Annotated in this window: 5 protein-coding genes, 1 tRNA gene and 1 pseudogene; 4 read left to right on the plus strand and 3 right to left on the minus strand. The window is 38.7% G+C overall.

The genetic code is table 11. The features are described 5' to 3' along the window. Positions 1-298 precede the first annotated feature (298 nt). Positions 299-1,012, plus strand: coding sequence for a hypothetical protein (locus VB713_RS22550; protein WP_323313745.1), 714 nt, complete (start codon positions 299-301; stop codon positions 1,010-1,012). 74 nt (positions 1,013-1,086) lie between these two features. Here the strand turns inward: VB713_RS22550 and VB713_RS22555 are convergent, their stop codons facing one another. Continuing rightward, positions 1,087-1,983: an alpha/beta fold hydrolase gene (locus tag VB713_RS22555; RefSeq protein WP_323313746.1), complete on the minus strand. Its 897-nt coding sequence runs from the start codon at positions 1,981-1,983 to the stop codon at positions 1,087-1,089. A gap of 240 nt (positions 1,984-2,223) precedes the next feature. Here VB713_RS22555 and VB713_RS22560 point away from each other — a divergent pair, with 240 nt between their 5' ends. Then, positions 2,224-2,520, plus strand: a complete 297-nt coding sequence (locus VB713_RS22560; RefSeq protein WP_323313747.1) for a hypothetical protein — start codon at positions 2,224-2,226, stop codon at positions 2,518-2,520. 185 nt (positions 2,521-2,705) lie between these two features. Beyond that, positions 2,706-2,777: transfer RNA gene (locus tag VB713_RS22565), tRNA-Gln, on the plus strand. Between the two features lie 413 nt (positions 2,778-3,190). On the opposite strand, the gene VB713_RS22570 is transcribed toward VB713_RS22565, so the two are convergent. Beyond that, a complete protein-coding gene (locus VB713_RS22570; RefSeq protein ID WP_323313748.1) occupies positions 3,191-3,670 on the minus strand; it encodes a hypothetical protein in 480 nt (159 codons plus the stop codon). Between the two features lie 171 nt (positions 3,671-3,841). On the opposite strand from VB713_RS22570, the gene VB713_RS22575 reads away from it, so the two are divergent. Beyond that, positions 3,842-5,119, plus strand: a complete 1,278-nt coding sequence (locus VB713_RS22575) for a hypothetical protein (RefSeq protein WP_323313749.1) — start codon at positions 3,842-3,844, stop codon at positions 5,117-5,119. Positions 5,120-5,137: 18 nt separating this feature from the next. Here the strand turns inward: VB713_RS22575 and VB713_RS22580 are convergent. Further along, positions 5,138-6,592, minus strand: a pseudogene (locus tag VB713_RS22580) (GspE/PulE family protein); the annotation flags it as partial. Positions 6,593-6,684: the final 92 nt, after the last annotated feature.

Below are 6,684 nucleotides of genomic sequence, written 5' to 3' on the forward strand. Positions count from 1 at the left end.
CTGTCAGCAGCCCCAACAAGTTTTAGCATATAGAAACTAAAGTGGCAAAACGACCGCTTTTTCAGGTCGTGCCAAATCCCAAAGCGGAAAAACAGAAATGTGCTGAACTTGCCCCTTTATCCACCCTAGTTATTAACTGTCAATTACTAACTTTAACAATTTGAAACTTCTGAATTCGCTAGAACCTGGTCAACCCTGACCAGGTTTTTAGATTTTTATGGTATTTTTGATAAAATAATCTGATTTTATTTATTTGCTGTTGGAATATATCCAAATTCATACCATACTGGAGCTTTGAATGAGAAAATTTAGTTTTTTGTGGAAGATGACAACAGCTATAATTCTAGCTACATTTTCAATTTCTTGTGAGATGAAAATTGATAGAAAAACGCAACCAGCAAAAGCTGTTGAAAAACTGTACCCACAAACAAACATTATTTACGGTGATTTTATTATTAAAGAAGCATCAGATTATATTATGATTCCAGTTAATCTTGCTGACCAGGATAAAGATAAAGAAATTGATTTAAATCTTTCTCGTTCTTATACAAGAGAAAATAAATTGTACAATATGATTTTTTATCATAAAAAAACTGGTGAAAATCATCTTTTATTAAATAAAAAAGCAATTATCAATTCTTTTGATTTATTAGAAATCAAATTAACAGGAAAACCAACCACAAGATTTTGGTTATATCAAATCATTGACAAAGATACAAATAACGATAACCAAATCAACAATCAAGATGCCATTGTTGGCTATATTTCTGATTTATCAGGTAAAAACTTACAGCAAATCACCCCCAATAATACCAAAATCGTTAATTGGGTGGTACTTGCTAGTCAAAACGCAATTTTTCTGAAAATTATCAAAGATAATGATCAAGATAAACAATTTACAGAAGTAGATCAAACAAACTTTATTAAGGTTAATCTTGATCAACCTGTTATCGGCACAGAGATTATTAGTGAACAAGTAGAGAAAGATATTAAAAGTTATGTTCTCAAATAAAACTCGCTGTAACTATTGATTTTTAGAAAAAAAATATTCCTAAAAATTTCTATTTGTTCACAACAAATTTGCTCTTATTCAGTTAGAGATAAAGCCCAATTATGTAGAAGTGGATTTACTTGATCAGGTGCTTCATCATGGGGACAATGACCAGCATTTAGGAAATATTCTGTTAACTGGGGATAATATTGATGGAATTTTTGAGAACGTTCTCGTGCTTTCATCCAAGGATCTGCTTCTCCCCATAATAACAATAAAGGACAATTTAATTGCTTGAGTAGAATATCAACTTTTTCTCCTTGAGGAGTGCTAAAAACTGAAACAAACACATCTAAAGCACCTATATCATAAGCAGGGCGCTGAATTTCTTCTACTAATTGATTAGTAATTGCAGTTTTATCTAAATAAACTTTTTCTAAAGTGCGTCGAATTACCCAACGTTGTCGCACATATTGAAATAATAAAGACTGGCATAAACGTTGTTGAAAAGCCCATTTGATAGTTTTACCAAATATTTGCTGTAAAGGGTTTTTAGAAGGTTGAATTTGGCTTTGTGGTGCTTCTGGTTGAGAAAAGGGGCCTGCACTATTGAGTAAGACTACACCAGCAACACTATCAGGAAATTGAGCCGCAACACATAAACAAGCATAACCACCAAGGGAGTTACCTGCTAATACTGCTTTTTCACCAATGACTTCACTAATAAAATCTCGCAGTTGGTCGCGCCATAAATCACCACTGTACTGTAATTTAGGTTTTGCAGAACGTCCAAATCCTAAAAGGTCAATAGCAAATACTTGAAAATCTGCACAGAGTCCGATCATGTTCTTTCTCCAATGGTCTGTGGAAGCACCAAAGCCATGTACTAAAAGCAAGGAGGGACGCTGGGATTTTTGTTCTCCCGCTTGTACATAGTAAACTTTGTGTCCACGCCATTGCCAGTATTGTCCAGATATTGGAGTTGTCTGCATATTATGAAGAATTATTACAAGTTATTAATAATATAGGACTTATGCATTGATAAAATCCATCAAAGATGAATTATTTTATCTGTTGTAGGGTGTGGTTCGGCAAGCTCACCAACCACGTCAGACTGGATAGTTTAGCAGACAACAGATTGTCTCTATCTGACGCACCGCACTAATACAGGGGTTTTCGGTCGAATGTAATACAGTTGAGAATGATAAGTTGGAAAAAAGCACTCTTAAAATTTGACTTTATATATAATTCTGAGTTATTATAAAAGCACTGTTTTTATAAAAAAATCCATGCGTTTAAAAAGATGGGAATCTCCCCGCAAAGAAGGGAGAAATGACAAAGGCCGAGGAGGCTCTGCGAGAAAGCGACAATTGAAAAAACAAAGACAGATGCTGAGAAACAAACTCAAGGAAGCTCAAAAGAAGGAAAAAAATCAAAACAACCAGCAGAAGAGGGAAGGAATTTTAACCTTCCCTTTTTTTTGGGCTTTCCTCAAACAAAAATCAGAACTTACACAAGTGTCACATTAAATATCTCTGCTAGGGTGCATCAGACTGCATAAACACCGTCAATAAACAGATTTTTGATATCTAACGCAGCAAAGCAAGGCAGTTGCGTAAGTCCTAATTATTAATAAGAATAAAAATAATTTCTCAAAAGTACTTGACATAGCCTCTAGTTAACTGTTATATTATCGAGAGTTGACTTGTTCCATTGGGGCGTAGCCAAGTGGTACGGCAGCGGGTTTTGGTCCCGCCATCCCTAGGTTCGAATCCTAGCGCCCCAGCATTTTAGTAAAGGGTAGGTTTTAAAGCCTACCCTTTTTTATTAGCTTTAACAATTGAATTTCTCCGCCTTGTTTGAATAGAATTCGCTGTGACACAAACCAAGTCCATGCAGGTGGACGATAGAATTAAGGGTATTAAAAAGCGAATCTTGTGTATAGCAACGGGCAAGGAGTTTATACTAAAAACGGGTTAAAAGTGTCATTCTGTAGCTTGCTTCCCGCAGGGTACGAAGTGAAGAATCTCCGAGATACTTCCCTGCACTACGTTACGGTCAGTATGACATAAGTTCAAGTTTGACCCGTTTGCAGTATAAGAAATCAAGCTTAGTGCTAATGCCAGTACAGTAGCGTGCAGCAGGTATTGATAAAACTCTTTCCACAACAGTATTTGACTCCTGACTCCTGCAATAAAATCACTTTTCAGGTGATTTGAGCGCCTGATCTAAAACTTGTCTAGCCTGTTCAGCTTTAGTTTTTGCGTCTTGATAACGGATATTAGCTTGGGCAAAGTTTTTGAGAACCTTAAAACCTTCCTTGAGACGGGTAATTTCTTCCTCAGTTACTAAATTATCTGAGAATAGAACATCAACTGCTTTGCGAATTTCTAAGGCTTCAGCCCGTGATTCTTGCACTTTCAGCTTGAGTGTGGCTAAGTTGTTCAGAATTTGTACAGCTTGGGTAATTGCATCTTCACCACTAGCTGTATCAGTCGCTGGTTCTTTAATTTCAATTAATTGTTGAGGACCAAATCCTTCTTCTAGTTCGGTGGTTAGTTGATCGGCCTCCATTAGTTCCATCAACTGATCCATTGCTTTGTCACGGGCTTTAGCTGAATCTTTACCAGGAACAGAGATAATAATTTCTGGACTTTGAGCGAGAGTGTATTGAACCATAATGGGCAGAAAATTGCAGGTTTACCAGGCTGGGGAGCAACTAAACACATGAATTGTCCAGCGCCATAATGACCATATCACTTACTCAAGAGTTTGTGTTGTGTGTCGTCGCTGGAAATCAAACTTATACTAGATCATAGGTAAACTGAAATACAAGAGGAAAGGAGAGCAATGACTCCCAATCCCGCTATCATGCGATCTGTAGAACAATTGGGCTATCGAGTCACTACTGGTGATGTAGCAGCCCAGGCTGGATTAAATGTAGCTGAAGCAAATCAAGGATTATTAGCTCTAGCGTCTGATGCTGGTGGACATTTACAGGTGGCAGAAACAGGTGACATTGTTTACCAGTTTCCCAAAAATTTCAGAACAATTTTAAGGAATAAATACTTGCAATTGCGGTTGCAGGAATGGTGGAAAAAAGTTTGGGGGGTGCTTTTTTACCTAATTCGCATTTCTTTTGGCGTTTTCTTAATTCTTTCTATTGCTCTGATTACTGTCACTATCATTATTATCATTACTGCTGCTAATAATTCGGATCGAGACAACGACAATAGAGGTAGCGGTTCTCGCGGGTTGAATTTTTTCTTTTTCCCAGATTTATTCTGGTATTTTAGCCCTGATTATAGAAGTCGCTCCCAGGAACGACGAGAAAGGGGAGAAAGTAGTAATCTCAATTTCTTTGAGGCTGTGTTTTCGTTTTTGTTTGGTGATGGTAATCCTAATGAAAAGTTAGAAGAGCGTCGCTGGCAAGAAATTGGGACTGTGATTCAGAATAATAAAGGGGCAGTAGTGGCAGAACAAATTACTCCCTATATCGATCATCTGGGTGAGAAGTATCAGCAAGAGTACGAAGATTATATGTTGCCTGTAATGCTGCGATTTAATGGGCAACCCCAGGTAAGTCCTGAGGGACAGATTGTTTATTATTTTCCAGAGTTACAGGTAAAAGCTAGTAAAAAGCAGAGTCAGTCGATAACGCCCTATTTAGAGGAGTTTCCTTGGCGTTTTAGTGCGGCTGGTTCAGGACAAATTATGCTGAGTGCTGGTTTGGGTGTACTCAATTTTGTGGCGGCTTTAATACTAGGAAGTTTGTTGAGAGATGGAACAGCGGCAGCACAAATAGGGGGACTGGTAGGTTTTGTGCAAGGGATTTATTGGCTGCTGTTGGCTTATGGGGCGGGTTTCTTGGGAATACCTTTGGTGCGTTATTTCTGGATTCAATGGCGTAATGGCAAAATTGCTGCTCGTAATAGCGATCGCTTGCAAAGAGCTAGATTGTTAGCAAAGGCAGATGATTCTTTACAGAAAAAGATTGCTTTTGCTAGTCAGTTTGCCACAGAAAAAGTCATTGGTAACGAAGATTTGGTTTATTCCAGTGACACAGACTTGCTAGAACAGGAATTTGAGCAGGTGAAAAAACAGAAAAGGTTGGATGAAGAGAAGTGATTGATCATTGCAGTGACATTAAAAACGAGGTGTCAAACAATATGGACAATCTAACCATTGCGCTTGTAATGTAGCATCACAAGTTTTACAGGTGATACCACTCTTGCGTTTGGCTTTTAATTTAGCTTCCAAACCGGAGTGAGTAAACACCCGTTCAACTTCTTCTAGAGTTGTTGTCCCTTCACGGACTAAATCTAGGCTGTAATCAAGTAAGGTTTTCATGCCTTCTTCTACAGCTATTTCTCTGATGTGTGTTGTGAGTGCATCTTGGGCGATCAACCTTTGCAGCTTTTCCGTAATCTGCATGACTTCATAAACACCAACAAGTCCCTTGTAACCAACACCATGACAATTGGGGCAAACCTTTATTTTGCTTTGGCCTTCGGATATGAGTTCTGTTCCTCTAAAGTTAGCTTTGTAGAAAGTGAGAACAACTTCTTGAAAAGCTAACAACCCGTAACGAGCTAATTCTTCTCGTGTGGGAGTATAGGGAATTTTACAATCTGAACAGACACGGCGCATTAAGCGTTGTGCGAGTACACCGATGAGAGAACTGGAAACCTGGAATGGTTCAATCCCCATTTCTCCCAAACGAGCGATCGCATCTGGTGCATCAAGGGTGTGTAATACAGTTAAGACTAAACGACCTGTCAACGCTTCCTTCACCGCTATTTGGGCTGTTTCCCGATCCCGTGTTTCACAAATCATTAACACATCAGAGTCTTGTTGCAAAACGACTGGCAACGCACTAGCAAACCCCTTTTCCCGAATTATCTGGAATTGTGTAATTCCCGGTAAACTGTACTCAACATATTCGACTACGGTGCTGATGTTAATTTCTGGCTTGTTTATGTCTGCCAGTGCAGAATACAAAGAAGTAGTAGCACCAGCGCCACATATCAAAATCAAGCCAAAGGGACGGCGAACCATACCCTGAACGATAGCCAAAGTCTCTGGATCGGTAATTAACTGATCCAATCCCAGTTGAATAGATGAGTTATCCAAAATCCGTAACACCATTTTTTCCCCATACCGACTGGGTTGAGTACTTATATAAAAATCAACTTTTTTACCGTTAAAGAACTTGCGTATATATCCTTCTTGAGGTAAACGCCTTTCGCAAGCATCTAAATTGGAGATAATTTTAAATTGAACCGTTACCGCTAGGGCAATGTGTTTCTGTATTGGTGGAATAGATTCAGATTCACGCAGTACACCATCTTTACGAAAGCGGACTCGTAAGTTGTTTTCTTGGGGTTCAACGTGAATATCAGAAGCACCATCCCGTAAAGCCACAAAGAGAATGTTATTAACAAGTTTGATAATCGCCACATTCTGAGCATCATTTAAGACTGCTGTCAGATCAACCTCAGCATCTTCGGCAACTTCCTGAATCATCTCTTGATTCAGACTTTCTTGCTCCTGAGAGCGATCGCAATCTGTAATCTTTGACATAGCAAGGATCTTTACGCGAGTCAACTTGTGGGAAGAGGAAATCTCAAGAGTGATCTCTATACTGCAAACGGGTCAAACTTGGACTTATGTCATACTGACCGTAACGTAGT

Origin of the sequence: Anabaena cylindrica UHCC 0172, from assembly GCF_034931625.1 — a bacterium.
GTDB classification, from domain to species: Bacteria; Cyanobacteriota; Cyanobacteriia; order Cyanobacteriales; family Nostocaceae; genus Anabaena; species Anabaena cylindrica_A.

Bases quoted from the DNA above. Each gene is read 5' to 3' on its own strand.
- VB713_RS22570 (WP_323313748.1), bottom strand. From the start codon at position 3,670: ATGGTTCAATACACTCTCGCTCAAAGTCCAGAAATTATTATCTCTGTT.
- VB713_RS22575 (WP_323313749.1), top strand. From the start codon at position 3,842: ATGACTCCCAATCCCGCTATCATGCGATCTGTAGAACAATTGGGCTAT.
- VB713_RS22555 (WP_323313746.1), bottom strand. From the start codon at position 1,983: ATGCAGACAACTCCAATATCTGGACAATACTGGCAATGGCGTGGACAC.
- VB713_RS22550 (WP_323313745.1), top strand. From the start codon at position 299: ATGAGAAAATTTAGTTTTTTGTGGAAGATGACAACAGCTATAATTCTA.